At 59.4% G+C, this 26,319-nt stretch carries 23 protein-coding genes and 1 pseudogene; 17 read left to right on the top strand and 7 right to left on the bottom strand.

Annotation, left to right across the window (positions count from 1 at the left end; genetic code table 11):
- Positions 1–214: 214 nt before the first annotated feature.
- On the bottom strand, positions 215–1,591 hold the full coding sequence (locus J4E42_RS07130) for a glutamine synthetase family protein (protein WP_008026026.1): 1,377 nt from the start codon (positions 1,589–1,591) through the stop codon (positions 215–217).
- Between the two features lie 278 nt (positions 1,592–1,869).
- On the opposite strand from J4E42_RS07130, the pseudogene J4E42_RS07125 reads away from it, so the two are divergent.
- The 8 genes and pseudogenes from J4E42_RS07125 to J4E42_RS07090 form a co-directional block, all read left to right on the top strand.
- A pseudogene (locus tag J4E42_RS07125) lies at positions 1,870–2,187 on the top strand (gamma-glutamyl-gamma-aminobutyrate hydrolase family protein); the annotation flags it as partial.
- A 100-nt stretch (positions 2,188–2,287) separates the two neighbouring features.
- Positions 2,288–3,646: a glutamine synthetase family protein gene (locus tag J4E42_RS07120; protein ID WP_008026030.1), complete on the top strand. Its 1,359-nt coding sequence runs from the start codon at positions 2,288–2,290 to the stop codon at positions 3,644–3,646.
- A 58-nt stretch (positions 3,647–3,704) separates the two neighbouring features.
- The gene (locus J4E42_RS07115) at positions 3,705–5,069 is read left to right on the top strand and encodes an aspartate aminotransferase family protein (protein WP_008040754.1); all 1,365 of its coding nucleotides are present in this window, start codon (positions 3,705–3,707) and stop codon (positions 5,067–5,069) included.
- 170 nt (positions 5,070–5,239) lie between these two features.
- Positions 5,240–6,352, top strand: a complete 1,113-nt coding sequence (locus J4E42_RS07110; protein WP_008026034.1) for a polyamine ABC transporter substrate-binding protein — start codon at positions 5,240–5,242, stop codon at positions 6,350–6,352.
- 256 nt (positions 6,353–6,608) lie between these two features.
- Positions 6,609–7,706, top strand: coding sequence for a polyamine ABC transporter substrate-binding protein (locus J4E42_RS07105; RefSeq protein ID WP_008026036.1), 1,098 nt, complete (start codon positions 6,609–6,611; stop codon positions 7,704–7,706).
- A 71-nt stretch (positions 7,707–7,777) separates the two neighbouring features.
- Entirely contained in the window at positions 7,778–8,920 is a 1,143-nt protein-coding gene (locus tag J4E42_RS07100; protein WP_008026038.1) for an ABC transporter ATP-binding protein, read from the top strand.
- A 35-nt stretch (positions 8,921–8,955) separates the two neighbouring features.
- Positions 8,956–9,837, top strand: coding sequence for an ABC transporter permease subunit (locus tag J4E42_RS07095; protein WP_177318183.1), 882 nt, complete (start codon positions 8,956–8,958; stop codon positions 9,835–9,837).
- Positions 9,834–10,727, top strand: a complete 894-nt coding sequence (locus J4E42_RS07090) for an ABC transporter permease subunit (protein WP_008026042.1) — start codon at positions 9,834–9,836, stop codon at positions 10,725–10,727. The genes J4E42_RS07095 and J4E42_RS07090 overlap by 4 nt, the downstream gene beginning before the upstream one ends.
- Positions 10,728–10,851: 124 nt before the next feature.
- Here the strand turns inward: J4E42_RS07090 and J4E42_RS07085 are convergent, their stop codons facing one another.
- Positions 10,852–11,493: an HD domain-containing protein gene (locus tag J4E42_RS07085; protein ID WP_207284902.1), complete on the bottom strand. Its 642-nt coding sequence runs from the start codon at positions 11,491–11,493 to the stop codon at positions 10,852–10,854.
- Positions 11,494–11,795: 302 nt separating this feature from the next.
- Here J4E42_RS07085 and J4E42_RS07080 point away from each other — a divergent pair, with 302 nt between their 5' ends.
- On the top strand, positions 11,796–12,761 hold the full coding sequence (locus tag J4E42_RS07080; protein WP_008040757.1) for a GlxA family transcriptional regulator: 966 nt from the start codon (positions 11,796–11,798) through the stop codon (positions 12,759–12,761).
- Between the two features lie 128 nt (positions 12,762–12,889).
- Here J4E42_RS07080 and J4E42_RS07075 read toward each other — a convergent pair whose 3' ends face one another.
- Both J4E42_RS07075 and J4E42_RS07070 read right to left on the bottom strand, forming a co-directional pair.
- Positions 12,890–15,301, bottom strand: coding sequence for a penicillin acylase family protein (locus tag J4E42_RS07075; RefSeq protein WP_207284901.1), 2,412 nt, complete (start codon positions 15,299–15,301; stop codon positions 12,890–12,892).
- A gap of 107 nt (positions 15,302–15,408) precedes the next feature.
- On the bottom strand, positions 15,409–15,990 hold the full coding sequence (locus J4E42_RS07070) for a DUF6436 domain-containing protein (RefSeq protein ID WP_008040759.1): 582 nt from the start codon (positions 15,988–15,990) through the stop codon (positions 15,409–15,411).
- Between the two features lie 97 nt (positions 15,991–16,087).
- On the opposite strand from J4E42_RS07070, the gene J4E42_RS07065 reads away from it, so the two are divergent.
- Positions 16,088–17,035 (top strand): alpha/beta hydrolase, encoded by a 948-nt coding sequence (locus J4E42_RS07065; RefSeq protein WP_207284900.1) that lies wholly within the window; start codon positions 16,088–16,090, stop codon positions 17,033–17,035.
- Positions 17,036–17,155: 120 nt separating this feature from the next.
- Here J4E42_RS07065 and J4E42_RS07060 read toward each other — a convergent pair whose 3' ends face one another.
- Positions 17,156–17,908 (bottom strand): DUF2059 domain-containing protein, encoded by a 753-nt coding sequence (locus J4E42_RS07060; protein ID WP_192416684.1) that lies wholly within the window; start codon positions 17,906–17,908, stop codon positions 17,156–17,158.
- A gap of 108 nt (positions 17,909–18,016) precedes the next feature.
- Here J4E42_RS07060 and J4E42_RS07055 point away from each other — a divergent pair, with 108 nt between their 5' ends.
- Together J4E42_RS07055 and J4E42_RS07050 are read left to right on the top strand one after the other, a co-directional pair.
- A complete protein-coding gene (locus J4E42_RS07055; protein ID WP_207284899.1) occupies positions 18,017–18,649 on the top strand; it encodes a 2OG-Fe(II) oxygenase in 633 nt (210 codons plus the stop codon).
- A 2-nt stretch (positions 18,650–18,651) separates the two neighbouring features.
- The gene (locus J4E42_RS07050) at positions 18,652–19,131 is read left to right on the top strand and encodes a DUF523 domain-containing protein (RefSeq protein WP_207284898.1); all 480 of its coding nucleotides are present in this window, start codon (positions 18,652–18,654) and stop codon (positions 19,129–19,131) included.
- A gap of 127 nt (positions 19,132–19,258) precedes the next feature.
- Here J4E42_RS07050 and J4E42_RS07045 read toward each other — a convergent pair whose 3' ends face one another.
- Positions 19,259–19,843: a transporter substrate-binding domain-containing protein gene (locus tag J4E42_RS07045; protein ID WP_008040763.1), complete on the bottom strand. Its 585-nt coding sequence runs from the start codon at positions 19,841–19,843 to the stop codon at positions 19,259–19,261.
- Positions 19,844–19,979: 136 nt separating this feature from the next.
- Here J4E42_RS07045 and J4E42_RS07040 point away from each other — a divergent pair, with 136 nt between their 5' ends.
- Positions 19,980–20,405 (top strand): DUF4399 domain-containing protein, encoded by a 426-nt coding sequence (locus tag J4E42_RS07040; protein ID WP_008026064.1) that lies wholly within the window; start codon positions 19,980–19,982, stop codon positions 20,403–20,405.
- Positions 20,406–20,467: 62 nt separating this feature from the next.
- Here J4E42_RS07040 and serA read toward each other — a convergent pair whose 3' ends face one another.
- Positions 20,468–21,697 (bottom strand): phosphoglycerate dehydrogenase, encoded by a 1,230-nt coding sequence (serA, locus tag J4E42_RS07035; RefSeq protein WP_008040764.1) that lies wholly within the window; start codon positions 21,695–21,697, stop codon positions 20,468–20,470.
- A gap of 203 nt (positions 21,698–21,900) precedes the next feature.
- Here serA and J4E42_RS07030 point away from each other — a divergent pair, with 203 nt between their 5' ends.
- From J4E42_RS07030 to J4E42_RS07015, 4 genes are all read left to right on the top strand, one after another.
- Positions 21,901–23,295: an FAD-binding oxidoreductase gene (locus J4E42_RS07030; RefSeq protein WP_032828611.1), complete on the top strand. Its 1,395-nt coding sequence runs from the start codon at positions 21,901–21,903 to the stop codon at positions 23,293–23,295.
- 37 nt (positions 23,296–23,332) lie between these two features.
- Positions 23,333–23,998 (top strand): fumarylacetoacetate hydrolase family protein, encoded by a 666-nt coding sequence (locus J4E42_RS07025; protein WP_008026071.1) that lies wholly within the window; start codon positions 23,333–23,335, stop codon positions 23,996–23,998.
- 247 nt (positions 23,999–24,245) lie between these two features.
- Positions 24,246–25,175, top strand: a complete 930-nt coding sequence (locus tag J4E42_RS07020; protein WP_207284897.1) for an SdiA-regulated domain-containing protein — start codon at positions 24,246–24,248, stop codon at positions 25,173–25,175.
- A 156-nt stretch (positions 25,176–25,331) separates the two neighbouring features.
- A complete protein-coding gene (locus J4E42_RS07015) occupies positions 25,332–26,249 on the top strand; it encodes an SdiA-regulated domain-containing protein (protein ID WP_207284896.1) in 918 nt (305 codons plus the stop codon).
- The last annotated feature ends 70 nt before the right edge of the window (positions 26,250–26,319 follow it).

Below are 26,319 nucleotides of genomic sequence, written 5' to 3'. Positions count from 1 at the left end.
TTTTTTCATTTTTGTTCTCACACGTAGTCAGGGAAACGGAAAGAGTTCCGGAGTCTAGAGTGTGAGTGGGTGGTCAGGGGACAGATGTCGTTAGCGTCTGACGAATTCGTAGGAGTTTTCTTTGGTTTTTGGTCGCAAGCATTCCATAACAAATCGCGAGCAAAAAAAACGCCGCAAGCTGTGAAGCCTGCGGCGTTGTTTTCACTGCAACCGCTTAAACGGTATGCAGATACCAGTTGTACTCAAGGTCGGAGATGGAGTGTTCAAACTCCTCCAGCTCACTTTCCTTGCAGGCCACGAAGATATCGATGTATTTCGGATCGATGTACTTGGCCATGACTTCGCTGTCGTCCAGCTCGCGCAGTGCGTCGCGCAGGTTGTTCGGCAGGCTTTGCTCGTTCTGCTCGTAGGAGTTGCCTTCCACGGGTGCGCCCGGCTCGATCTTGTTGGTCAGGCCGTGGTGCACGCCCGCCAGGACCGAAGCCATCAGCAGGTACGGGTTGGCGTCGGCGCCGGCTACACGGTGTTCGATGCGCACGGCATCGGCGGCGCCGGTGGGTACGCGAATCGCTACGGTGCGGTTGTCCAGGCCCCAGCACGGCGAGTTCGGCACATAGAACTGCGCGCCGAAACGACGGTAGGAGTTGACGTTCGGGCAGAGGAAAGCCATCTGCGCCGGTAGGGTCTCGAGCACACCGCCGATCGCGTGACGCAGTGCGGCGTTCTGCTCGGGATCCTCGCTGGCAAAAATGTTTTTGCCGTCTTTATCAAGAATCGAAATGTGGACGTGCAGACCGTTACCCGCCTGGCCCGGGTAAGGCTTGGCCATGAAGGTGGTGTCCATCTCATGGTCGTAGGCGATGTTCTTGATCAGGCGCTTGAGCAGGACCGCGTAGTCGCAGGCCTTGATCGGGTCGGCCACGTGGTGCAGGTTCACTTCGAACTGCGCCGGGGCACTTTCCTTGACGATGGCGTCGGCCGGGATGCCTTGCTCTTTTGCACCTTCCAGAATGTCCTGGAGGCAGTCGACGTATTCGTCGAGGTCGTCGATCAGGTAGACCTGTGTCGAGTGCGGGCGTTTACCGGAGACCGGCGAGCGAGGTGGTTGCGGACGGCCGTTCACGTTCTCCTGGTCGATCAGGTAGAACTCCAGCTCGAACGCGGCGCAGATGGTCAGGCCCATTTCGTCGAACTTGCGCACCACGTTGGCCAGCACTTCGCGCGGGTCGGCGAAGAATGGCTCGCCTTCGAGTTCGTGCATGGTCATCAACAGTTGCGCGGTAGGGCGCTTCTGCCAGGGCTCATTGCACAGGGTGTCGGGGATTGGATAGCAGATTCGGTCAGCATCGCCGATGTCCAGGCCCAGGCCGGTGCTTTCCACCGTCGAGCCGTTGATATCCAGAGCAAATAGAGAGGCCGGCAGGTTGATGCCTTTCTCGTAAACCTTGTGGAGGCTGGTGCGTTCAATGCGCTTGCCGCGCACCACACCATTCATATCCGCAATCAGAAGGTCAACGTACAGAACCTCAGGATGTTCCTTAAGGAACGCGTTCGCTTCGTTAAGCTGAACGGCACGCGGGGGTACCGACATGATGCAACACCTTTGTTGTTAAAAATATCAATCATTGATCTCTTCGGATTCCAGTCAACCCGAACGGCATGCCGAAGTCAAGCGAGGCCTTTTTTGCCCTAAAAAAGCGCCCATGAGGCTTTTTTGAGGCACTTTGGGGCGTTTTTATGCCTTTGAATGCTTTGCCGTCCGCGGGCTTGAGCGGGCCGTGTTGTATTTTTTACGGGGGTGTTGTGTAAAAAAATGAACAAGGCTAAGCTCGATTCAAACCCATAACAGCAATAATACCGGGGTGCTTCATGTCTCGCCTGCCGTTAATCGGCGTCGCCGTCAGCTCTAAGCAGATCGGTCTGCATGCTTATCACATCAGTGGCGATCGTTACGCTCACGCCAGGGCCCGTGTTGCCAAAGGCGTGCCGTCGACTCTTCCTTCCCCGGCAAACCGGCTGGTTCCGTCCGATATTCTGGACGGTCTGCGCGACATTCTCTTTACGGGTTGTCCTTCCAATATAGAACCGTTTTACCTGGCTGGCCCGACCAACGTGTCGGTCATCGCTCATGATTCTGCACGCCTTGCATTGTTCCCGTTCACCCATGCCGTCGTCGAGGCAGGTATTTGTGCGCGGCAATTGCAGTGGCAATCTGTACCAAGCGACGCCCGTGCGTCAAACAACGCCTGACTTATAAGAGTCAGGAAACTCAGCCTAAGAGGCATTTATGAGTAACAACCTCGACCAGCTCACCGATTGGTTGAAAGACCACAAGATCACAGAAGTCGAATGCATGATCGCCGACTTGACCGGGATCACCCGGGGCAAGATTTCGCCGACCAACAAGTTCATTGCTGAAAAAGGCATGCGCCTGCCCGAGAGCGTTCTGTTGCAGACCGTGACCGGCGACTATGTCGAAGACGACATCTATTACGAACTGCTCGACCCGGCCGACATCGACATGATCTGCCGTCCCGACTCGAATGCAGTGTTCCTGGTGCCATGGGCCATCGAGCCGACCGCCCAGGTGATCCACGACACTTATGACAAGCAAGGCAACCCGATCGAGCTGTCGCCGCGCAACGTGCTTAAAAAGGTTCTGAAGCTCTATTCCGACAAGGGCTGGCAGCCAATCGTGGCGCCGGAAATGGAGTTTTACCTGACCAAGCGTAGCGACGACCCCGACTACCCGCTGCAACCGCCAATCGGTCGCTCGGGGCGCCCGGAAATCGGTCGCCAGTCGTTCTCGATTGAAGCAGCCAACGAATTCGATCCGTTGTTCGAAGACGTCTACGACTGGTGCGAACTGCAGGAACTGGACCTCGACACGCTGATCCATGAGGACGGCACGGCGCAGATGGAAATCAACTTCCGTCACGGCGATGCCCTGTCCCTGGCCGACCAGATCCTGGTGTTCAAGCGCACCATGCGCGAAGCCGCGCTCAAGCACGACGTGGCCGCCACTTTCATGGCCAAGCCGATGACCGGTGAGCCGGGCAGCGCGATGCACCTGCACCAGAGCATCATCGACATTGAAACCGGCAAGAACGTCTTCTCCAATGAAGACGGGACCATGAGCCAGTTGTTCCTGCATCACATCGGTGGCTTGCAGAAACTGATCCCCGAGCTGTTGCCGCTGTTCGCCCCGAACGTCAACTCGTTCCGCCGCTTCCTGCCGGATACGTCGGCGCCGGTGAACGTGGAGTGGGGTGAAGAGAACCGCACCGTGGGCCTGCGGGTGCCGGATGCCGGGCCGCAAAACCGTCGGGTGGAAAACCGCCTGCCGGGGGCTGATGCCAACCCGTACCTGGCGATTGCCGCGAGCTTGCTCTGCGGTTACATCGGCATGGTCGAAGGCTTGAACCCAAGTGCGCCGGTGGTGGGGCGCGGCTATGAACGCCGCAACCTGCGCCTGCCACTGACCATCGAGGACGCGCTGGATCGCATGGAAAACAGCGCGACCATCGAGAAATACCTGGGCAAGAAATTCATCACTGGCTACGTCGCGGTCAAGCGGGCCGAGCATGAAAACTTCAAGCGCGTGATCAGCTCCTGGGAGCGGGAATTCCTGCTCTTCGCCGTCTGATGCGCCGGGCGCCGCTGCTTTTGGCGGCGCCTTTCACCGAAATCTTAGGAGAGTTCGCATGACCAGCAACAACCCGCAAACCCGTGAATGGCAAACCCTGAGCAACGATCACCACCTGGCCCCGTTCAGCGACTTCAAGCAGCTGAAAGAGAAAGGCCCGCGGATCATCACCAACGCCAAGGGCGTTTACCTCTGGGACAGCGAAGGCAACAAGATCCTCGACGGCATGGCCGGCCTGTGGTGCGTAGCGATCGGCTACGGTCGCGATGAACTGGCTGATGCCGCCAGCAAGCAAATGCGCGAGTTGCCTTACTACAACCTGTTCTTCCAGACTGCTCACCCGCCGGTGCTCGAGCTGGCCAAGGCCATTGCCGACATCGCGCCAGAAGGCATGAACCATGTGTTCTTCACCGGTTCCGGCTCCGAAGGCAACGACACCATGCTGCGTATGGTCCGCCACTATTGGGCGATCAAGGGCCAGCCGAAGAAGAAAGTCATCATCAGCCGCAAGAACGGTTATCACGGCTCCACCGTGGCTGGCGCGAGCCTGGGTGGCATGACGTACATGCACGAACAAGGCGACTTGCCGATCCCGGGCATCGTCCACATCGCCCAGCCTTACTGGTTCAGTGAAGGCGGCAACATGACACCGGAAGAGTTCGGTGTGTGGGCAGCCAATCAGCTGGAAGAGAAGATTCTGGAAATCGGCGTGGACAACGTCGGTGCCTTTATTGCCGAGCCGATCCAGGGTGCCGGTGGCGTGATCATTCCGCCAGACACCTACTGGCCGCGCATCAAGGAAATCCTCGCCAAGTACGACATCCTGTTCGTGGCGGACGAAGTGATCTGTGGTTTCGGCCGCACCGGTGAGTGGTTCGGTACCGATTTCTACGGCCTCAAACCCGACATGATGACCATCGCCAAAGGCCTGACGTCCGGCTACATCCCAATGGGTGGCCTGATCGTGCGTGACGAAGTGGTGGCGGTGCTCAACGAGGGCGGCGATTTCAACCACGGTTTCACCTATTCCGGACACCCGGTGGCGGCGGCGGTGGCGCTGGAAAACATCCGCATCCTGCGCGAAGAAAAAATTATCGAGCGCGTTCATGCAGAAACGGCACCTTACTTGCAGAAACGTTTGCGGGAACTGAGCGATCACCCGTTGGTGGGGGAAGTGCGCGGGGTGGGGCTGTTGGGGGCCATCGAACTGGTTCAGGACAAGGCCACGCGCAAGCGTTACGAAGGCAAGGGCGTCGGCATGATCTGCCGCACATTCTGCTTCGACAACGGCCTGATCATGCGTGCCGTCGGCGACACCATGATCATTGCTCCGCCACTGGTGATCACCAAGGCTGAAATCGATGAGCTGGTGACCAAGGCACGCAAGTGCCTGGACCTGACCCTGAGTGCGTTGCAGGGCTAAGTGCTAGGCTCTGAGCGGGAGACATGAAACTTTCGCTCAGGGCAGTCGCAAACGGCGGCCTTTCCTTGAAAGACCGCCTCCGATCTTGCCAGACTAGCCGCGGTTCCAGTTGCCCGGGTTTGGCCGCTGAACAAAGTGGTTCAAAAAAGAAAAAATTTGGAGCATTACGCATGAAGGCATTAGGAAAAAAGCTTGCTGGCAAGACACTTCTCGCCATGTCCCTGATGGGCATTATGGCGGGTGCGGTTCAGGCGGACGACAAGGTGTTGCACGTCTATAACTGGTCCGATTACATCGCTCCGGACACCATCAAGAAGTTCGAAACCGAGTCCGGCATCAAAGTCGTTTACGACGTATTCGACAGTAACGAAACCCTGGAAGCCAAGTTGCTGGCAGGCAAGTCCGGTTACGACATCGTCGTACCGTCGAACAACTTCCTGGCCAAGCAGATCAAGGCCGGCGTTTACCAGAAGCTGGACAAGTCCAAGCTGCCTAACTGGAAGAACCTGAACACTGACCTGCTCAAAGCGGTATCGGTGAGCGACCCGGGCAACGAACATGCCTTCCCGTACATGTGGGGTTCGATCGGTATCGGCTTCAACGCCGAGAAGGTCAAGGCAGCACTGGGCGCCGATGCACCGACCAATTCCTGGGACCTGTTGTTCAAACCTGAAAACATCGCGAAGTTGAAATCGTGTGGCGTCAGTTTCCTTGATTCGCCAACCGAGATGATTCCGGTGGCGTTGCACTACCTGGGCTATCCAACCGACAGCCAGGACAAAAAACAATTGGCCGAAGCCGAAGCGCTGTTCCTGAAGATTCGTCCTTCGGTTGGCTACTTCCACTCGTCCAAGTACATCTCCGACCTGGCCAACGGCAACATCTGCGTAGCCGTGGGTTACTCGGGTGACATCTACCAGGCCAAAGCGCGCGCCGCCGAAGCCGGTGACAAGGTGAAAGTCAGCTACAACATTCCGAAAGAAGGTGCCGGCAGCTTCTACGACATGGTCGCCATCCCTAAAGATGCCGAAAACGTCGAAGGCGCCTACAAGTTCATGACCTTCCTGCAAAAGCCGGAAATCATGGCTGAAATCACCAACGCGGTACGTTTCCCGAACGGTAACGCGGCGGCCACTCCTCTGGTCGAAAAAGAAATCACCGAAGATCCGGGTGTCTACCCGCCTGCCGATGTGCTGGCCAAGCTGTACGCGATTGCCGATTTGCCGGCCGCGACCCAGCGGATCCTGACTCGCAGCTGGACCAAGATCAAATCCGGTAAGTAAGCAGTAGTAACCCTTGTAGGAGCGAGCCTGCTCGCGATGAACCTGAGAGCAACGCTGGGTGTCAGGCACCCAGCGTCATCGTTGACGACCATCGCGAGCAATCGAGCGTCGACCGGCTGCTCCTACACGGATCTTCATAAAGTTTGCTGGAACGGTTTTTCGAGGGTAAGTTGCGCGCCGGTTTTGTTGCTGGGCAGCGATGACTGTCATGTAACGCGGGGCAACTTGGGCCCAACTAATTTTAGAGGACCTCCACTTGCCTATTTTTTCTTTGTTGCGCAATGCATTGCTGGCCGGTGCCGGACTGACGATGGCTGTCAGTGTCCAGGCTGCCGGCACGGTGCATATTTATAACTGGTCGGACTACATCGGCGAGACCACCCTGGCCGACTTCCAGAAAGAGACCGGTATCAAACCGGTGTATGACGTTTTTGATTCCAACGAAACCCTGGAGGGCAAGTTGCTCGCCGGGCGTACCGGTTATGACGTGGTCGTGCCGTCGAACCACTTCCTCGGCAAGCAGATCAAGGCCGGTGCTTTCCAGAAACTCGACAAGTCGAAGTTGCCGAACTACTCGAACCTCGACCCCGTATTGCTCAAGCGTCTGGAACAAAACGATCCGGGCAACTTGTACGCCGTCCCTTACCTGTGGGGCACCAACGGCATCGGTTACAACGTCGACAAGATCAAGGCTGTGCTGGGCGTCGACAAGATCGATTCCTGGAGCGCGGTGTTCGAGCCGGAGAACATCAAGAAGCTGCAGAGTTGCGGCGTGGCGTTCCTCGACTCCGCCGATGAAATGATGCCGACGGTCCTCAACTACATGGGCCTGAACGCCAACAGCACCAACCCCGAAGATTACAAAAAGGCTGAAGCCAAGTTGCTGGCGGTGCGGCCTTACGTGACTTACTTCCACTCCTCCAAATACATCGCGGATCTGGCCAACGGCGATATCTGCATCGCGATCGGTTTTTCCGGCGACATGTTCCAGGCCCGCAACCGTGCGGCTGAAGCGAAGAAAGGCGTGAACATCGCCTACACCATTCCCAAAGAGGGCGGTGCGCTGTGGTTCGACATGCTCGCGATTCCGAAGGATTCGGGCAACGTCAAAGAGGCCCACGCCTTCATCAACTATTTGTTGAAACCCGAGGTGATCGCACAGGTCAGTGATTCTGTTGGCTATGCGAACCCCAACCCTGGCTCGGACAAATTGATGGAGCAGTCCATCCGCACCGACGAGTCGGTTTATCCACCGCAAGCAGTCCTCGACAAGACCTACGTGTCGGTCGAGTTACCACCAAACATTCAACGTTTGATGACCCGCAGCTGGACCAAGGTCAAGTCGGGCAAATAGCTTCAGGGCTCAAACTATCCAGGTTGGCTCACCTTGAGCGAACTGCACTCTTTTTTTTGGGAGTTTCGTAAATGGCAGTTGCCTCCGGCGCCTATAAGAAAGCCCTCGAGGGCGACCAGTCACCTAAACAGGTGCTGGTCAAAATCGACCGGGTCACGAAGAAGTTCGACGAGACGATTGCCGTGGACGATGTGTCCCTGGAAATCAAGAAAGGCGAGATTTTCGCCCTGCTCGGCGGTTCGGGATCGGGCAAGTCCACGTTGCTGCGCATGCTCGCAGGCTTCGAACGGCCCACGGAGGGGCGCATTTTCCTCGATGGCGTAGACATCACCGACATGCCGCCCTACGAGCGGCCGATCAACATGATGTTCCAGTCGTACGCCCTGTTCCCGCACATGACCGTGGCGCAGAACATCGCCTTCGGCCTCAAGCAGGACAAACTGCCTGCGGCTGAAATCGATGCCCGCGTGGCCGACATGCTCAAGCTGGTTCAGATGACCCAGTACGCCAAGCGCAAGCCGCATCAACTCTCCGGTGGTCAGCGTCAGCGTGTTGCCCTGGCGCGTTCGCTGGCCAAGCGACCGAAGCTGCTGCTGCTCGACGAACCGATGGGTGCGCTGGACAAGAAACTGCGCTCGCAGATGCAGCTTGAGCTGGTCGAGATCATCGAGCGCGTCGGCGTAACCTGCGTCATGGTGACCCACGACCAGGAAGAGGCCATGACCATGGCCGAGCGCATCGCGATCATGCACCTGGGCTGGATCGCCCAGATCGGCAGCCCGATCGACATCTACGAAACCCCGACCAGCCGCCTGGTCTGCGAGTTCATCGGCAACGTCAACATCTTCGACGGTGAAGTGATCGACGACGCCGAAGGCCATGCGACCATCACCTGCAAAGACCTGGATCGCCAGATCTACGTGGGCCACGGCATCAGCACCTCGGTGCAGGACAAATCCGTGACCTACGCGATCCGTCCGGAAAAACTGCTGGTGACGCCGGACATGCCGACCTGCGAATACAACTGGTCCAGCGGCAAAGTGCACGACATCGCCTACCTCGGCGGTCACTCGGTGTTCTACGTCGAGCTGCCGAGCGGCAAGATCGTCCAGTCGTTCGTCGCCAACGCCGAACGCCGTGGTCAGCGCCCAACCTGGGGTGACCAGGTTTACGTGTGGTGGGAAGACGACAGCGGCGTGGTACTCCGCTCATGAACATGCGCAAATTCAAACGCCGCCTCAATCGAATAATTCCCGGTGGCCGTCAGCTGGTCATCGGGGTTCCGTTCCTCTGGCTGTTCATGTTCTTCATGCTGCCGTTCTTCATCGTGTTGAAGATCAGCTTTGCTGAAGCCGACGTGGCCATTCCGCCGTACACCGAGATCTACAACTTCGTAGACCAGAAGCTGCAGGTGCTGCTCAACCTCGGCAACTACGCGATGCTCGGCGACGATGAGTTGTACATCGCCGCTTACCTCGGTTCGTTGAAGATGGCGCTGATCAGCACCATCCTCTGCCTGCTGATCGGTTATCCGATGGCCTACGCCATCGCCAGTGCCCGCAAAGAGCTGCAAACGGTGCTGGTGCTGTTGATCATGATGCCGACCTGGACCGCGATCCTGATCCGCGTTTACGCGTGGATGGGCATCCTCAGCAACAACGGTCTGCTCAACGGTTTCCTGATGAGCATGGGCTGGATCGACGAACCGCTGCAGATCCTCAATACCAACCTGGCGGTGTACATCGGCGTGGTTTATTCGTACCTGCCGTTCATGATCCTGCCGCTCTACGCCAACCTGGTGAAGCACGACAACAGCCTGCTGGAAGCGGCGTCCGACCTCGGTTCGAGTACGTTCAACAGCTTCTGGAAGATCACCATTCCGCTGTCCAAGAACGGCATCGTCGCCGGTTGCATGCTGGTGTTCATTCCAGTGGTGGGCGAGTTCGTGATCCCGGAACTGCTGGGCGGTCCGGAAACCTTGATGATCGGTAAAGTGCTCTGGCAAGAGTTCTTCAACAACCGTGACTGGCCGGTGGCGTCTGCCCTGGCGGTGGTGATGCTGTTGATCCTGATTGTGCCGATCATCCTGTTCAACCGCAGTCAGGCCAAGGAAATGGAGGGTAAAGAATGAAGCGCTTCCGTTTCTCGAGTTTCATGCTGATCGCGGGTTTGCTGTTTATCTACGCGCCGATGCTGATCCTGGTGATCTACTCGTTCAACGCCTCGAAACTGGTGACAGTGTGGGGCGGCTGGTCGATCAAGTGGTACGTCGGCCTGATGGACAACACCCAACTGATGGGCTCGGTGGTGCGTTCGCTGGAAATCGCCTGCTACACGGCGATTGCCGCTGTGGCGCTGGGCACGTTGGCCGCATTCGTCCTGACCCGCATTACCCGCTTTAAGGGTCGTACGTTGTTCGGTGGCCTGGTCACCGCGCCGCTGGTGATGCCCGAAGTGATCACCGGTCTGTCGCTGTTGCTGCTGTTCGTGGCCATGGCGCAGATGATCGGCTGGCCGCAAGAGCGAGGCATCGTCACCATCTGGATCGCCCACACCACGTTCTGTGCGGCGTATGTGGCGGTGGTGGTGTCGGCGCGCTTGCGTGAGCTGGACCTGTCCATCGAAGAGGCCGCCATGGATCTCGGGGCGAAGCCGTGGAAGGTGTTCTTCCTGATCACCATCCCGATGATCGCGCCATCCCTGGGGGCGGGCGGCATGATGTCGTTCGCGCTGTCGCTGGATGACCTGGTGTTGGCCAGCTTCGTGTCGGGGCCGGGGTCGACGACCTTGCCGATGGAAGTGTTCTCGGCAGTGCGTCTGGGCGTGAAGCCTGAGATCAACGCCGTGGCCAGCCTGATTCTGCTGGCGGTGTCGTTGATGACCTTCCTGGTCTGGTTCTTCAGCCGCCGTGCCGAAGAAAGCCGCAAGCGTGCGATTCAGCAGGCCATCGAAGAAAGCGCTGCCGATTCGTGGAAGCAACCGGACGTGCGTCGCGCACAGCAGGCGCCGGAAGCCGCCTGAGTGTTGGCCACAATCGCGTGGCCAACCCCGATCTACTGTAGGAGCCAGCTTGCTGGCGATGGTATGTCAGCCACATTGATGTCGACTGACACACCATCGCCAGCAAGCTGGCTCCTACAAGGTTTCAGGAAATCCAGGGGGATTTGCGGATGATCTCGACGAAGTTCATCGGCTTGAACCCTGGCTCGCTGTCCACCAGCACATCCGCGTTCACCGTACCGAACGTGGTATCCGGCTTGTGCTTGAAGCCGTTGGCGAACGCACACAGGATGCACTCCTTGAACCCCTCGCCCCGTGGATGCGCGTGCACCACCGCCTCACGCTGCGCCGTGGGAAACGCCGCGTAGTCGATCCCCAACACATCCATTTCAACGCCCGCCGTCACCAATGCCACGTTGGGGCGCAGGTGATGCACTACGTTCGGCGTGGTGTGCAGGGCAATCGACAACCACACCTGCTCAATGTCGTCATCGCTCAGGCCATAAGGCTTGAGAAACGCTTTGGCGGCGTTGGCGCTATCGACTTCGAAGCGTTCATCGTCGCTGCGATGACCTTCCACCAGACCCAGGTCATGGAACATCGCGCCGACGTATAACAGCTCCGGGTTGTAGGCCAGTTGCTTGCGTTCACCGCTCAAAGCGCCGAACAGAAACACCCGGCGCGAGTGGTGATAAAGCAGGTCGGATTCGACGTCGCGAATGTATTCCGTGGTGGCCCGGGCCAAAGCGCTGTCGGGGATTTTGATGCCGGCGATGGTGCTGCTCATGGTGCTGTCCTCGTGGGGTACGCCGTGGCGGCGCTGATGGAACAAGTCTGTTCCCGGCCCCAAAACCGGACAATCGATCCATGGCTGCGATCCTTGCCAATGAGCATGCAAATCGCGCCAACCTCGCTTGTTGAGCGCGGATTGGCTACGGTTGAGGTCCTGCGCGCACCTTGTAGGAGCCAGCTTGCTGGCGATCGCGGTGTATCTGTCAGCGAAATTGTTGAATGTTAAATCGCAATCGCCAGCAAGCTGGCTCCTACAAAGGTTGCGTATATCCAGAGCCATTGAGGGCGAATCCTGCCATGAGTAAAACCGTTGCCATCGTGGTGTTCGCTGGCGTGCAGTCCCTGGACGTCACCGGCCCCATGGATGTGTTTTCCGAGGCCAATCGTTTCCTCGCTCCGCAGGATCACTATCAACTGGAGGTGATCGGCGTCGAGCGCGGTGTGATGCCGTGCTCCAACGGTTTATCCCTCAATGCCCATCGGCATTTCAGCGAGGCGCTGGGGGCGTACGACTTGTTGCTGGTGGCCGGTGGGCCGCAGTTGCCGTTCATGGATTTCGGCGCGGCCTTCGATGCCTGGCTGCGCGATGCCAGCGCGCTGGCGCAACGGTTCGGCTCGATCTGCAACGGTGCATTCATGCTCGCCCGGGCAGGCTTGCTCGAAGGGCGGACGGTGACGACTCATTGGGGCGATGCCGCTGCGCTCGCGGCGTTGTGCCCTTCGACGCAGGTCGAGGCTGATCGCTTGTACGTGCAGGACGGCGAGCTCTATACCTCGGCCGGGGTCACGGCGGGGATCGATCTGTCGTTGTACTTGTTGGCCCGGGATCATGGGCCGGAAGTGGCGCTCAGCGTGGCCAAGCGGCTGGTGGTGTTCACGCAGCGCTCGGGCGGGCAATCGCAGTTCAGTCCATTCCTCACGCCCCACGCCGAGCCGACGTCGGCGGTGGCGATGGTTCAGCATTATGTGCTGGCCAACCTGACCGGCGATCTGACCATTGCTGACCTGGCCAACGCCGCCAACATGAGCGCCCGCAACTTTTCCAGGGTGTTTGCCAAAGAAGCGAAGGTCACCCCGGCGGAATTCGTCGAACGAGCGAGGGTGGATGCAGCGCGGGTGATGCTCGAAAGCACCGTCGCGCCGTTGAAGACGGTGGCGTATCAGTGCGGGTTTCGCGATGCGCAGCATATGCGCAGTGTTTTCAATCGCCGGTTGGGGGTAACGCCGCAGCAGTTCAGGTTGAATTTTGCGGCGATGGTTTGAACGCATGAATATGCGTTGTTCTTGCGGGCCTCATCGCTAGCAGGCTAGCTCCCACAATGGATCTGCGTGCACAGGACCACTGTGGGAGCCAGCCTGCTGGCGATGAGGCCAGTCCAGCCAATACAAATCTACTGAGCACTGCGCGCCGGCAACAGCTTCAACGTACTCCGCGTATTCGCCGTCACCTCTTCATCATTGAGATGCGCCTGGAAGTACACCCCTTCGACATACGCCTCGGCCTGATCATCAAAATGCCGGTCAAACGGCACGCCACTCTGGCCCACCGGGTTGACGGTCAGGCTGTGCGCCGGGTCGGCGAAGTCGATCAGGCGTCGGGTCGATGGCCCATAAGTCACCGGCCATGGCGCCGGGCCGATCTTGGCCGATAGGTTGTTCGGCACCTCGTGAGTGCCCGGTGCCGCGAACGGCCCGACATTGAAAATCCGGTCCAGCGGCTTCTGTTGCCCCAGTGGATGACCATGGGTCAGCGTATGCGCCTTGCCCCACTGCCATTGCGTGAAATCCGCACCCAGCGTGCTCTTGAGGTGCGCGAGGCTCGCTTGCCACGCCACCTTGACCGTGTCGGCGCGGGTTTCCTTGCCGAGGGTGTTGCGGTTGTCCCACCACGGCGAGTCGGCGTTCGCCGCCAGGCGCGGCAGCGCAGCGTCGATCACCCGGGTCGAGAGCAGCGTCTCGAAGAAGTCGTTGCCCAGCTCATCGTGCATCGTCGCGTCAGCGAGGTTGAACAGGAACTGGTTGAACAGCGTGGCGCTGGTGGAATCCAGCGGGTAGTCGCCTGTCCACTGGGCCAGTTGTTCCACCAGTTTCAGTTCGGCGGGATCGCTCACCACCTCACGCAGCACCGGTAACAACGGCGCGAGCAAACGCGGGCCGTAGGCGGTGGTGGTGCCCAGTTGCAGCTTCTGGCTGGCCTCCAGATCCCACTTCACGGCCTTGTCGCTGAGCTGGCGATTGAGCTGCTGTCCACGATCGGCGAGGTTGTAGTAACCAGGGATCTCCATGCCGGTCGGCGACACGGGCTGGAAGTTGGCCGAAACAATGTAGCCCCGCGCCGGGTTCTCTTCCTGCGGGTTGGCGCTGAACGGGTAGAAGCCGTCCTTGTCCGCTTCGGCGCTGCTGCCGTCGAGGATGAACCACGGCCGTACACCCGCCGGACGCTTAGGCAGTTGCGCCGCCGCCCACCAGCCGATGTCGCCCTTGGCGTTGGCCCAGACGATGTTCAGCCCCGGCGCCTGGACCTTGGCGGCGGCACTGCGCGCCTTGGCCAGGGTGTCGGCACGGTTGAGCTGGTAGAAACCTTCGAGGATCGGGTTCTGGCTTTCGAGAAAACCCCACCACATGGCGATGGGCGTTTTGCCGACGCTGTTGCCCAGCGCATCGTTGACGATCGGCCCGTGTGGCGACTGACGCAGCAGCAACTTCACTGGCGGCTGCCCCTTGACCGCGATCTGCTGTTCGCTGGTGACCATGTCCACCCACTTGCCGCGATACCAGACCTGGTTGGCGTTGTCCGGGTTGACCTTCTCGGCGATCAGGTCGAGGTCGTCGTTCTGGAACATGGTGATGCTCCAGCCGAAGTCACGGTTCATCCCCAGCGAGGCGAACGGCATCAACGCCTGATAGTGACCGTAGAGCTCGAAGCCCGGCGCCGAGAGCTGCGCTTCGTACCACACCGACGGCGCAGAGAAGCGAATGTGCGGATCACCGGCCAGCAACGGCTTGCCGCTTTTGGTCCGATTGCCACCGACGACCCAGGCGTTGCTGCCCTCGAACTGCGGTAAACCGTTGTCGGCCAGCGCCTGCTCGCTCAGGCGGGCGAGGGCGTTGAGGTCTTTCCAGTCGGCGCTGGCGAGAGACGGCGGGGTGCTGCTGTGGTTGTTCGCGAGCACGCCTTTGGACTGCCAGTCGAGATCGAAAACGTTCAGGTACTCGGCACCCAGTTGATCGCGCACGTAGGTCAGCAAGGGTTCGGTGCGAAACGCCGCGGCAAAACTGTAGGCCATGTAACCGGCGATGCTGATGGTGTCCTGCGCGGTGAACGGGCGTTTTGGAATGCCCAGTACATCGAACTCCGCAGGTTTTGCATGGCTGTCCTGATACTGGTTGATGCCGTCCAGATAGGCTTGCATGGCGATGAAGGCCGGCGACTGCTTATCCATGTTCGCCAGGTAGGTTTCGGCGCGTTCGCGAATGCGCAGGCTGCGCATCAGCTTGTCGGTGTCGAGCAGTTTGGGGCCCAGCACTTCGGCCAGTTCACCACGGGCCAGGCGGCGCAATACTTCCATCTGAAACAGCCGGTCCTGGGCGTGCACATAGCCGAGGGCGCGGTACAGGTCTGTTTCGTTTTCGGCGCGGATGTGCGGGATGCCGCGTTCGTCGTAACGGACGGTGACGGAGCCTTGCAAGTGTTGCAGCTCGACCATGCCCTGGCGCGTCGGTTGCTTGCTGTAGATGTACCCGCCGGCACCTGCGGCGAGCGCGACTATCAGCAGTGCGAGAACGGTCAGGCTACGTTTCATGGTGACTCCTTGTTGTTATTAGTGGCAGCAGTTCCCTGGCGCCACTGTTTAACACGGCTTGCCGAATCGGCCCATCGCCCTTAGGAGGGATTCGCGTCTGCGCGGTCTTACTGCTTTGTGTCGGCGGGCCACGGGCAGTAACACCCGACGGCCAGCGTGTGCGTGGCATTGACGGTGCGGCCAGCGTTTAACGCTTGTAGGATCGGCTCAATGAAGCTGTTGCTCGAATTACAGGTCAGGCCTTCGCTGTAAGGGCCGAAGTAGGCCAGTTTGCCGCTGCGGTCCCAGATCGCCACCGCCGGGCTGGCCGGGATCTGTTCGGAGCCAGGGAGGACGGTGATGGTTTTCAGGCTGCTCAGCGTGCTCGGCAACTGGCCGTGGCTGCCGGGTTTTTGTACCGCATAAAACTCGACGCCCTGTGGCACATACTGCTCGACCAGTTCGCTCAGGTGTTGTTGATTGCCGACGTTGCACGGACAGGCCGGGTCCCAGAAGTGCACCAGGCGAATGGCGCCGGGGCCGGCGAGGTTGTCGGGCAGGTGCAACGGGTCACCGGAAAACACCGCCGTGTGTTCGCTGAACGCTCGCAGGTAGCGTCCTTGAAACCAGTCGTACGCCGCCCATAAAACACCGGCGCACACGAGGGCGAGCAGGCAGGCAAGCAGTGGGGTGCGGTAGGGCAAACGCATGGGTGTCGATCCTCGAAGGTCGCCCAGCTTGCCATGCTTGCCGCGACAGATGAATATCGCAGGCTTATAAAGTCCGCTTCGTGCTCTGGAATCGCCCATGTCCGCCACTTTCGCCCCCGATCATTTGCGTGCCAGCCTGCGGCCCCTGGCCGAGTGGCAGCCACTGTCCGAGGAGGCGCAGGCGTACCAGCGGTTCTACGGGCTGGATTTTCCGGGGCGTCAGTTGCGCAGGGGCCTGGGTCGTTTTGAAGTGGACGCTTATGACGTGGTCGGCCAGGTGTGGTGGCCGGAGCGGGCGAAGGCGACGCTGTTTGTGTTCCACGGTTTCTACGATCACACCGGGCTCTACCGGCACGTGATCGAGTGGGCGCTGAATCAGGATTTCGCGGTGATTGCCTGCGACTTGCCGGGGCATGGCCTGTCCAGCGGCGAGCGTGCGAGCATCAACGATTTCGCCGAGTATCAGGACACGCTGCAAGGGCTGTTCGCCGAGGCGAAATCCCTCGATCTGCCGCAGCCGTGGCACCTGTGCGGTCAAAGCACCGGTGGCGCCATCGTGATCGACCATGTGCTTAACGAAGGGGCGGGCAGCCCGGCCCAGGGCCAGGTGATCCTGTTATCGCCGCTGGTAAGGCCGCGCGCCTGGGGCTGGTCGCAGCTCAGTTATTACCTGCTCAAGCCGTTCGTCAAAGCCATCGCCCGACGTTTCAGCGAGAACTCCAACGACCCGGATTTCCTGCCGTTCCTGCAAGCCGACCCGCTGCAACCGCTGCGCTTGCCGACGGCCTGGGTTGGGGCGCTGGCGCGCTGGATCAAACGCATCGAAGCCGCGCCGGACAGCACTCGGCGGCCGCTGATCGTGCAGGGGCAGGCGGACATGACGGTGGATTGGCAGCACAATCTTGAGGTTTTGAAAGCCAAGTTCGATCGACCTCAGGTGTTGATGTTGCCTGAGGCGCGGCATCATTTGGCGAATGAGACGGTGGCGTTGCGCGGGGAGTATTTCGGGTTTTTGACGAAGCGGATCAAGGGCCGGAGTCTTTAGCGACAGTTAAGCCCTCATCGCCGGCAAGCCGGCTCCTACAGTGGATCGAGTTGTCCGGAAGAACACGGTCAATTGTAGGAGCCGGCTTGCCGGCGATGGCGATCTAACCGGCGCTGGAAATCATTGGGTCAAATTCGAAGGGGTTTGCCCCACCGCCAACCCCGCCCGAATCGCTGCCAACGCCGCCTGGTAATACGCCTTGCCTTCCGCCGACTCGGCAAACGTGGCGAACTCTTCCAGCTCGTCATCCGACAGATCGCGATAGACATACAGCAACGTGTTGTTGAGGTCGCTGCCGATCTGGTCCATCAAGCGCTGACGCTGACCGTTCAACAGCCCCTGCGCCTGACCGCCACCGAGCAGGCCGGGGATCATCGAACTCAGGCTGTCAGCCGCGACGCCGGCAATCGCCAGGCTGACTTCCGCACCGGCCTCCCGTGCGGGCAAGGCCTGGGCGAGGTGACCGATGATCAGCGTGCGGCTGTCGCTGGCCTGAATCTTCGGCAGGCCTTTGGCGTTCTTCGCCAGTTGATCGCGACGGGTCGCCAGCAACTCGGCGGCGACGATCTTCTTGCCCAGCGGCGACTGGAAAAAAGCCAGTGCAGGTTTAGGATCGGCCAGGGTTTTGCGCAATTGCGCTTCGGCGCGCTGGTCCACGGCCTGCGGGGCAAAACGCTGATTGCTGTTGTTCACCAGCGCCTGAAACACGGCGGGCGGCAGGCTGTTCTGGTAACGCTGCTGAGCGGCTGAAAGGGCATCACTGAAATGCGCGCGTTGTTCTGGCCAGCCGGCGACCTTGTACAACTGGTCGTGGCCGTCTGCCCAAGCGGGCAAAACGCAGAACATCATCAGTGAGAAAAGCAAACGGCGCATAGGGACTCCTGTCAGCAGGCGACTATTCTCCGTGTGGCATAGGGACTTGTCGAGAATTCGTATCAAGCCGCCGCGCGGCTCTGTCGGATTTTCCGGCACAGGAATACTATGCGCGCCATGCGAATACCCTCTGATCACCCGCTGCTGTTACGTATCGTCGACGACCTGGCCGAGCGCGGCTGGTCGCAGCAGAACATTTTCCTGCCTTTGGGTCTGACCCAAGAACTGGCGGCTGAGTGCCGTAAACGTGCCGCCGAGGGTGAATTGGCCCCGGCCGCCGTGGGCCGCGGGCCGACATCGGAGATTCGCGAGGGAATTCGCGGCGACCGAATCCAGTGGATCGAGCCGGGTCAGGCCCTGGCTTGCGACAGCTATCTGCAGTTGATGGACAGCCTGCGCGAGGCATTGAATCGCGGGTTGTATCTGGGCCTCGAAGACTTTGAAAGCCATTTCGCGATGTACCCGCCCGGCGCTTTCTACCTCAAGCATGTCGACCGCTTTCGCGACGATGATCGGCGCATGGTCTCGGCGGTGGTCTACCTCAACGACGCCTGGTTGCCGGAGCACGGCGGTCAGTTGCGCATGTACCTCAAGGAAGGCGTCGAATACGATGTGGTGCCTACCGGCGGATGCCTGGTGGTGTTCCTGTCGGGCGAAGTGCCCCACGAAGTCCTGCCCGCGACCCGCGATCGCCTGTCGTTGACCGGCTGGTTCCGGCGTCGTGGCAACGAGCCGTTCTGATCATGCAGAAAATTCTGGTAAGTCGCTGCCTGCTCGGCCACCGCGTGCGTTACGACGGCGGTGCCAGCGGGCCGTTCGATCAGCTTCAACAGTGGGTCGACGAAGGTCGCGTCGTGCCGTTGTGTCCGGAAGTTGCCGGTGGCTTGCCGACGCCACGGGCGGCGGCGGAGATTCCGGGCGGACAGGGCGGTGACGTGCTGGCGGGGCAGGCGGCGGTGATTACCACCGAGGGCGAGGATGTCAGCGCGCAGTTTCTGAGCGGTGCTTACCAGGCGCTGGAGCTGGTACAGAAACACAACATCCGCATCGCCGTGCTCAAGGCCAACAGCCCGTCGTGCGGCAACCTGTTGACCTATGACGGCACGTTCAGCGGCGTGAAGGTCAGCGGCGAAGGCGTGACGGCGGCGTTGCTCAAGCGCCATGGCGTGCAGGTCTTCAGCGAACTGGAACTGGCTGAAGCCGCCGCTGCACTGCAACTCTAAACGCAAATCCCTGTAGGAGCCGGCTTGCCGGCGATAGCGGTGTAACAGTCAATATAGGTTTTGAATGTTACGGCCTCATCGCCGGCAAGCCGGCTCCTACAAGGGATTGCGGTGATTGTCCGTGGCCTTAGGGTTTCGGTATCTCGGCGGCATCCGCCCCAAACCATTTCTTCTCCAGTGCCTCCAGTCGCCCATCCGCCTTTATCCGCTGCAACGCGTTCTCCAGGCTGGCATGAAACGCCGGGTTCCCTTTCTGAAACGGAATGGCCAGGTTCTCGGCCGGGGCGGCTTTCGGCTTTTCTTGCGTCAGCGACTGCACCAACAGGATTGAACGCGGCTCTTCTTTCTGCGCGATCAAATGCGCATCGGTGTGAATGTAAGGTTCGCTGAAGTCGAAACGATCCTTGAGCGCCGGAGTCTCTGTTATGTGATTGATGGCGATGTCGTACTTGCCGCTTTCAACGCCGGTCAACAGATCGCTGGAATCGGTGACGACGAAGTCGGCCCTTACATCCAGTTCATTGGCCAGCAGTTGGCCCAGTTCGACTTCGAAGCCCGAGAGTTGGCCATCGTCCTTGAAATTGAAAGGTGGTGTATTAGCCTCAAGGGCAATTCGCAATTCACCGCGGTCGTTTACATCGTCAATCAGTTCGGCATGAGCCAAAGGGCTCAAAAGGGGTAGCAGGCAGATCAGGCCAGGCAAAAAGCGCATGGTCACTCCTTTGAATACATTTATCGCGATGCGCTGGTTCAGGCTCGCTTTGCTATGGTTGTCGAGTGCCTTCGACAACGAATGGCCATGAAGTTGTCATGGTCACATGGATTTTACGAAAAAACTGGAGAAGAGAATGAAAACCTTTATGTCACGTGCTGCGCTGGCTGGCCTGCTGATGGGTGTTTCGGTGCTGGCCAGTGCGGCTACGCCGGCACCCAAGGGTGCTGAAGTGTCCATCGTTTCTCCTGAAGACGGTGCGACGGTCCCGCAGACTGTCGTCGTCAAGTTCGCTGTCGAGAACATTGCGCTGGCCCCGGCGGGTGATCCCACCAAGAACACCGGTCATCACCACTTGTTGATTGATGTCGATGAGTTGCCAGCCGCCGGTGCGCCGATCCCCAAAGATGCCAACCACCAGCATTTCGGCAACGCGCAGACTCAGGCTGAAGTAACGCTGACGCCCGGCAAGCACACCTTGCAACTCGAACTTGGCGATAGCAACCACATGCCGTTCGATCCGCCGATCCTCTCCGAGAAAATCACCGTCAACGTTAAGTAACGTTAGTCGCGCCCAAGAAAAAGGAGACCCGAAGGTCTCCTTTTTTGTCGCTCAAGTCGCTATCAGAACAACACACGGCTACGGATGGTGCCGTTGACGTGTTGCAGCTTCTGTTGCGCCAGGTCCGAGTACTCGGCGTCTACGTCGATCACCACGTAGCCGACTTTCTCGTTGGTCTGCAGGAACTGACCGGAGATGTTGATGCCGTTTTCGGCGAAGACCTTGTTGATCTCGCTCATCACACCCGGAATGTTCTCGTGGATGTGCAGCAGACGGTGCTTGCCAGGGTGAGCCGGCAGGGCCACTTCCGGGAAGTTCACGGACGATACCGAGGTACCGTTGTCGCTGTACTTGACCAGTTTCTCGGCCACTTCCAGACCGATGTTGGCTTGCGCTTCAGCGGTGGAACCACCGATGTGCGGGGTCAGGATCACGTTGTCCAGGCCACGCAGCGGGCTTTCGAACTCTTCGTCGTTGGAGCGTGGCTCCACCGGGAATACGTCGATGGCCGCGCCGATCAGGTGCTTGTCCTTGATCGCGTCCGCCAGGGCTTGCAGTTCGACTACGGTGCCGCGAGCGGCGTTGATCAGGATGCCGCCCTTCTTGATGGCGCGGATTTCCTGCTCGCCGATCATCCACTGGGTCGCAGCGGTTTCCGGAACGTGCAGGGTCACGATGTCGGACATGCCCAGCAGCTCGTGCAGGTTGCCGACCTGGGTCGCGTTACCCAGAGGCAGCTTGGTCACGGTGTCGTAGAAGTAAACCTGCATGCCCAGGCCTTCAGCCAGGACCGACAGTTGCGTACCGATCGAGCCATAACCGACGATGCCGAGCTTCTTGCCACGGATTTCGAAGGAGTTGGCCGCGCTTTTGATCCAGCCGCCACGGTGGCAGGAAGCGTTCTTCTCAGGGATGCCGCGCAGCAACAGGATCGCTTCGGCCAGCACCAGCTCGGCAACGGAGCGAGTGTTGGAGTACGGAGCGTTGAACACTGCGATGCCGCGTTCGCGGGCAGCGTTCAGGTCAACCTGGTTGGTGCCGATGCAGAAACAACCTACAGCGACGAGCTTCTTCGCGTGATCGAAGATCTCTTCGGTCAGTTGAGTGCGGGAGCGAATGCCGATGAAGTGAGCATCAGCGATCTTTTCCTTCAGCTGGGCTTCCGGCAGAGAACCCGTGAGGTACTCGATGCTGGTGTAGCCCGCCGACTTGAGAACGTCGACAGCCGATTGGTGGACGCCTTCGAGAAGAAGGAACTTGATCTTGCTCTTATCGAGAGAAGTCTTGCTCATCTGCGTAAACCTGTATCCCGGAGAAAAATGGCAGGAAATGGTCAACAGACGCTGACCCCGACGGCACGACAGCCGTCGCCGCAGAACAGCCGTTGGGCACTATCCTGCGGGGTCGGTATGCTAGCATAAGCGCCCCGCAAACACTCATTCCTGCGACGTGAAGCGTTCTCAGGATGACCATGAATTGTTCGAGAGTTCTGTCGATGACCAATCCTGCCCTGATTGATGAACTGAAGACCCTGGTCGAGCCTGGCAAGGTACTGACCGATGCCGACTCCCTGAACGCTTACGGCAAGGATTGGACCAAGCATTTCGCCCCGGCCCCGACCGCCATCGTGTTCCCGAAGACCACCGAACAGGTCCAGGCCATCGTTTTGTGGGCCAATAAACACAAGGTGGCGCTGGTGCCGTCCGGCGGGCGCACCGGGCTTTCTGCCGCTGCGGTGGCCGCCAATGGCGAAGTGGTCGTGTCCTTCGACTACATGAACCAGATCCTCGACGTGAACCTCACCGACCGCACCGCCGTGTGCCAGCCGGGCGTCGTGACCGAGCATTTGCAGAACGTCGCCGAAGAAAAAGGCCTGTACTACCCGGTGGACTTCGCTTCCGCAGGATCGAGTCAGATTGGCGGCAATATCGGCACCAATGCCGGCGGGATCAAGGTAATTCGCTACGGCATGACCCGTAACTGGGTCGCCGGCATGAAAGTGGTCACCGGCAAGGGTGACGTGCTGGAACTGAACCGCGACCTGATCAAGAACGCCACCGGCTACGACATGCGTCAGCTGTTCATCGGCGCTGAAGGCACCCTCGGGTTTGTGGTCGAAGCGACCATGCGCCTGGACCGGGCGCCAAAAAACCTCACCGCGATGGTGCTTGGCACTGCCGATTTCGACTCGATCATGCCGGTATTGCACGCGTTCCAGAGCAAACTTGACCTGACCGCGTTCGAATTCTTCTCCGACAAAGCCCTGGCCAAGGTCATGGGGCGCGGTGACGTGCCGGCGCCGTTTGAAACCGACTGCCCGTTCTACGCGCTGCTGGAATTCGAAGCGACCACTGAAGAAGTGGCCAACCATGCGCTGGAAACCTTCGAGCATTGCGTGGAGCAGGGCTGGGTGCTGGATGGCGTGATGAGCCAGAGCGAAACCCAGCTGCAAAACCTTTGGAAACTGCGCGAATACATTTCCGAAACCATCTCCCACTGGACGCCGTACAAGAACGACATTTCGGTCACTGTGTCGAAAGTCCCGGCGTTCCTGAAGGAAATCGATGCGATCGTCGGCGAACACTATCCGGACTTCGAAATCGTCTGGTTCGGCCACATCGGTGACGGCAACCTGCACTTGAACATCCTCAAGCCGGATGACCTGAGCAAGGACGAGTTCTTCGCCAAGTGCGCGACCGTGAACAAGTGGGTGTTCGAAACCGTAGAGAAGTACAACGGCTCGATTTCCGCCGAACACGGCGTGGGCATGACCAAGCGTGACTACTTGACCTACAGCCGCTCCCCGGTTGAGATCGAGTACATGAAAGCGGTCAAAGCGGTGTTCGATCCGAACGGCATCATGAACCCGGGCAAGATTTTCGCTGTTTGATTTTCGAACTTAAGCGCTACGAACCAGGAGTCGGTCAATGAGCTATCAGCACCAGTATGTCGACGGTACACGCATCCACTTCCCATTGGGCAAAGTGGTTTGCATCGGCCGCAACTACGCCGAACACGCCAAGGAACTGGACAACCCGGTGCCAACGGAGCCCCTGCTGTTCATCAAGCCAGGCAGCTGCGTCGTGCCGCTGGAAGGCGGTTTCAGCATCCCGACCGAGCGCGGTTCAGTGCACTACGAGGCCGAAATCGCGGTGTTGATCGGCAAGCCTTTGTCGACCAAGCCAAGCCGTGAAGAAGTCCTTGATGCTATTTCCGGTTTCGCTCCAGCGCTGGACCTGACCCTGCGTGACAAGCAGGCAGAGCTGAAGTCCAAAGGCCTGCCGTGGGAAATCGCCAAGTCCTTCGACGGTGCGGCAGTGATTGCCCCGTTCGTGTCCGGCAGCACCTTTGCCGACCTGACCGACATCGGCATCCGCCTGACCATCAACGGCGAAGTGCGCCAGGACGGCAACAGCAGCGCGATGCTCAACCCGATCGTGCCAATGATCCAGCACATGGCCGGCTGCTTTTCGCTGCAGGCTGGCGACGTGATCCTGACTGGCACGCCGGTCGGTGTCGGCCCGCTGAATGTGGGTGACGAAATCGTTCTGGAACTGCCAGGCGCGAGCAGCTTCACCAGCAGCGTCCGCTGACACAACCCCCCTGTAGGAGCCGGCTTGCCGGCGATGAGGCCGTCACATTCAACATTTATGCTGAATGTTCCACCGCCATCGCCGGCAAGCCGGCTCCTACAGGGGGGATTTAGTTGCCCGTAAAGGGCAATCCCGCCATTTCCCGTTTTTTTCACATCTTGTCTGGATAATTCCCGGGCTTCTGGCGTCTGAGCCGGTCCCAATTGTGCTATTACCCTTAGCCTGAATTTCTGGAACGCATCCCCTGATGGCCATCCAATCGCTGCCCACGCTTAAAACTGCCCGTCGCCCGCGCTTTTTCATGCGTTGGTATGCCTGGCTTTTGCTGGTCGCGGCCGCCGCGTATGGCCTTGCCTTTGCCATGCATTGGGATGACCGCGGGGTGCTCTGGGTGCTGGAGCGTTTCGAAAGCCCGGCCGAACGCCAGGAAAGTATCTGGCTCCCGGATTACCGGGCGGTGATCGATGCCAAGCTACTGCCGGGGATGGAAAAGGACGAAGCGTCCGACCTGGCCTACAACCCGCAAACCAAAACCCTGTTCTCGGTGATGGGTAAAAACCCGTTCCTGGTCGAACTGGACCTGCAGGGTGAAGTGCTGCGCAAAATGCCCTTGGTGGGCTGGAGCAACCCGGAAGGCGTGACGGTCATGGGCAACGGTCTGCTGGCCATTGTCGATGAGCGTGAGCATTTGCTGAGCATCGTCAAGGTCGGCGCCGATACCCGCGAGCTGAACATCGCCAACTTCCCCAAGTACGACCTCGGTCCGTCGAAAGACCAGAACAAAGCGTTCGAAGCGGTTGTCTGGGATGCGCGCAATCAACACATGCTGCTGGGTGAGGAGCGTCCACCGGCGCTGTTCACCTGGAAAAGCGCCGACGGCCTGACACTCACCGGCGACAAGCAGAAGCTGGCCAGTGACGCGCTGGACATTCGCAATCTGTCGGCCTTGGCCATCGACCCGCGCACCGGCCATACGCTGGTGTTGTCCGCCGACTCGCACTTGCTGCTGGAGCTGGACGAGAAGGGCGAGCAGGTCAGTTTCATGACCTTGCTGGGTGGTTTCAATGGCCTGAAGAAGACTATTCCCCGCGCCGAAGGCGTGACCATGGACGAGGCGGGCACGCTGTACATGGTGAGCGAGCCGAACCTGTTCTACCGATTCGAAAAGCAGCGCTGATTCGCGACCTTGGTTCTCGATCTTGATTCGCGACCTTGGTCCGCGAATGTGTAGGAAACGCGACGCTCAGTTGTAGGGTCAACCCAACGGCCTTTAAGCTTCAATTCAGACTGCCGTGGTATTTCATCCGCCCGTCCTGATTCCGAGCTTGCCTGAATGCGCCGACTTGCCCGCCCCAAACCCCTGATCCTGATTCTCTCGGTGATCGCGCTGACCGTGCTGGTTGCGTTCGGCCAACACCTGCGGCTGTTCGAGCGGGCCTGGTTCAATCTGCATACGCTTTGGCAGGCAGAAAGCGCCCAGTCGATCGGACTGGATCACTATCAGGTTGTCATTGAGGGTCGGGTCATCGAAGGCCTGGACGACGATGTGTCAGCGCTGACCTTCGATCCGGTCCGCAAAAGCCTGTTCACCGTCACCAATAAAAACTCCGAGCTGATCGAGCTGTCGCTGGAAGGCCAGATCCTTCAGCGCATCGCGCTGGTCGGCTTCGGTGATCCGGAAGCGGTGGAATTCATCAGTGCCGACACTTACGTCATCACCGACGAGCGTCAGCAGCGGCTGATCAAGATTCATCTGGAGAAGGACACGACGTTCCTCGATGCGGCGGATGCCGAGCAGATAACCCTCGGCGTGCACATGAGCAGCAACAAGGGTTTTGAAGGCCTGGCCTACGATTCGGTGGGCAAGCGGCTGTTTGTCGCCAAGGAGCGCGACCCGATGCTGATCTATGAAGTGCAGGGCTTTCCGCATTACAACCCGGAAAAATCCTATGCGGTGCACGTGGTCAACAACCCCAAGCGCGATGCCGGGATGTTTGTGCGAGACCTGTCGAGCCTGCAATACGACGAGCGCAGCGGTCACCTGTTGGCGCTGTCCGACGAGTCGCGACTGATTCTGGAACTGGATGTGGACGGGCGTCCGCTGAGCACCATGTCACTGAACAAGGGGCGTCAGGGGTTGCAGAAGACGGTGCCGCAAGCGGAAGGGATCGCCATGGATGACGACGGCACGATGTACCTGGTGAGCGAGCCGAACCTGTTCTACGTCTTCAAGAAACCGCCACAACCCTAAAACATAAACACAACCCCTGTAGGAGCCGGCTTGCCGGCGATAAGGCCGTGACATTCAACATCTATGTTGA

Origin of the sequence: Pseudomonas sp. FW300-N2A2 (genome assembly GCF_017351735.1) — a bacterium.
Lineage (GTDB): Bacteria > Pseudomonadota > Gammaproteobacteria > Pseudomonadales > Pseudomonadaceae > Aquipseudomonas > Aquipseudomonas migulae.
The sequence above is the reverse complement of the archived record's forward strand: the minus strand, read 5'-3'. Positions and strand labels throughout refer to the sequence as shown.

Bases quoted from the DNA above. Each gene is read 5' to 3' on its own strand.
- J4E42_RS07025 (WP_008026071.1), top strand. From the start codon at position 23,333: ATGAGCTATCAGCACCAGTATGTCGACGGTACACGCATCCACTTCCCA.
- J4E42_RS07075 (WP_207284901.1), bottom strand. From the start codon at position 15,301: ATGAAACGTAGCCTGACCGTTCTCGCACTGCTGATAGTCGCGCTCGCC.
- J4E42_RS07115 (WP_008040754.1), top strand. From the start codon at position 3,705: ATGACCAGCAACAACCCGCAAACCCGTGAATGGCAAACCCTGAGCAAC.
- J4E42_RS07130 (WP_008026026.1), bottom strand. From the start codon at position 1,591: ATGTCGGTACCCCCGCGTGCCGTTCAGCTTAACGAAGCGAACGCGTTC.
- J4E42_RS07020 (WP_207284897.1), top strand. From the start codon at position 24,246: ATGGCCATCCAATCGCTGCCCACGCTTAAAACTGCCCGTCGCCCGCGC.
- J4E42_RS07070 (WP_008040759.1), bottom strand. From the start codon at position 15,990: ATGCGTTTGCCCTACCGCACCCCACTGCTTGCCTGCCTGCTCGCCCTC.
- J4E42_RS07085 (WP_207284902.1), bottom strand. From the start codon at position 11,493: ATGAGCAGCACCATCGCCGGCATCAAAATCCCCGACAGCGCTTTGGCC.
- J4E42_RS07060 (WP_192416684.1), bottom strand. From the start codon at position 17,908: ATGCGCCGTTTGCTTTTCTCACTGATGATGTTCTGCGTTTTGCCCGCT.
- J4E42_RS07120 (WP_008026030.1), top strand. From the start codon at position 2,288: ATGAGTAACAACCTCGACCAGCTCACCGATTGGTTGAAAGACCACAAG.
- J4E42_RS07050 (WP_207284898.1), top strand. From the start codon at position 18,652: ATGCAGAAAATTCTGGTAAGTCGCTGCCTGCTCGGCCACCGCGTGCGT.
- J4E42_RS07045 (WP_008040763.1), bottom strand. From the start codon at position 19,843: ATGCGCTTTTTGCCTGGCCTGATCTGCCTGCTACCCCTTTTGAGCCCT.
- J4E42_RS07065 (WP_207284900.1), top strand. From the start codon at position 16,088: ATGTCCGCCACTTTCGCCCCCGATCATTTGCGTGCCAGCCTGCGGCCC.
- serA (WP_008040764.1), bottom strand. From the start codon at position 21,697: ATGAGCAAGACTTCTCTCGATAAGAGCAAGATCAAGTTCCTTCTTCTC.
- J4E42_RS07090 (WP_008026042.1), top strand. From the start codon at position 9,834: ATGAAGCGCTTCCGTTTCTCGAGTTTCATGCTGATCGCGGGTTTGCTG.
- J4E42_RS07015 (WP_207284896.1), top strand. From the start codon at position 25,332: ATGCGCCGACTTGCCCGCCCCAAACCCCTGATCCTGATTCTCTCGGTG.
- J4E42_RS07100 (WP_008026038.1), top strand. From the start codon at position 7,778: ATGGCAGTTGCCTCCGGCGCCTATAAGAAAGCCCTCGAGGGCGACCAG.
- J4E42_RS07080 (WP_008040757.1), top strand. From the start codon at position 11,796: ATGAGTAAAACCGTTGCCATCGTGGTGTTCGCTGGCGTGCAGTCCCTG.
- J4E42_RS07040 (WP_008026064.1), top strand. From the start codon at position 19,980: ATGAAAACCTTTATGTCACGTGCTGCGCTGGCTGGCCTGCTGATGGGT.
- J4E42_RS07030 (WP_032828611.1), top strand. From the start codon at position 21,901: ATGACCAATCCTGCCCTGATTGATGAACTGAAGACCCTGGTCGAGCCT.
- J4E42_RS07055 (WP_207284899.1), top strand. From the start codon at position 18,017: ATGCGCGCCATGCGAATACCCTCTGATCACCCGCTGCTGTTACGTATC.
- J4E42_RS07110 (WP_008026034.1), top strand. From the start codon at position 5,240: ATGAAGGCATTAGGAAAAAAGCTTGCTGGCAAGACACTTCTCGCCATG.